Here is a 929-nt window from a genome sequence, read left to right on the forward strand (position 1 = left end):
GCGACAAGACGCCAAACTCCGTTTCGACGATCGAACGCCGGCTGTCCTCGCTGACCTGGAACTACGCCCAGCGCGGCCAGCCGCTGGACCGTAAGGACCGGTACATCGCCACCGTCATGGCCGGCATCCGCAACAAGCACGCCGCCCCGCCGCGGCAGAAGGAAGCGATCCTGCCCGAGGATCTGATCGCCATGCTGGAAACGCTCGAACGCGGAACCTTACGCGGCTTGCGCGACCGCGCCATGCTGCTCCTCGGCTTTGCCGGCGGCCTGCGCCGCTCCGAGATCGTGGCTTTGGATGTCGGCCGCGACCAGACCGAGGACGGCCGCGGCTGGATCGAGATCCTCGACACGGGCATGCTCGTTTCCCTTCGCGGCAAGACCGGCTGGCGGGAGGTCGAAGTCGGGCGCGGCTCGTCCGATGCCACCTGCCCGGTTGTCGCGGTGCAGACCTGGCTCAAGCTCGCCCGTATCGCGCACGGACCGCTGTTCCGGCGCGTCACCGGCCAGGGCAAGGCGGTTGGCGCCGATCGGCTCAACGACCAGGAGGTCGCCCGCCTGGTCAAGCGGACCGCGCTGGCGGCCGGCGTACGCGGCGACCTGCCGGTAGGCGAACGCGGAAAGCTCTTTGCTGGCCATTCGCTGCGCGCTGGCCTCGCCTCCTCGGCGGAAGTCGATGAGCGCTATTTGCAGAAGCAACTCGGCCATACCAGCGCCGAGATGACCCGCAGGTATCAGCGGCGGCGTGACCGCTTCCGAGTCAACCTCACCAAGGCGTCCGGGCTCTGAAAAGCCCCCTCCCCTCCCCCGGTTGATCGCTGGTGAGGCGGTCAGGTTCTTGGATGTGATGACAACGCCTCGTCGAGCACAGCGAGCGCTGCGTCCAGACTGTCGGCGGCCGACGCTTCGTACTCAGGCATAATCATCAGC

The 929-nt window shown here is 67.6% G+C and carries 1 protein-coding gene; it reads left to right on the forward strand.

Annotated elements, in window-relative coordinates; all coding sequences use genetic code 11:
* A partial coding sequence (locus tag EN780_RS35390; protein ID WP_133372916.1) for a site-specific integrase occupies positions 1-788 on the forward strand: 788 nt, incomplete at its 5' end.
* Positions 789-929: the final 141 nt, after the last annotated feature.

The organism is Mesorhizobium sp. M4B.F.Ca.ET.089.01.1.1 (assembly GCF_004022605.1).
Lineage (GTDB): Bacteria > Pseudomonadota > Alphaproteobacteria > Rhizobiales > Rhizobiaceae > Mesorhizobium > Mesorhizobium abyssinicae.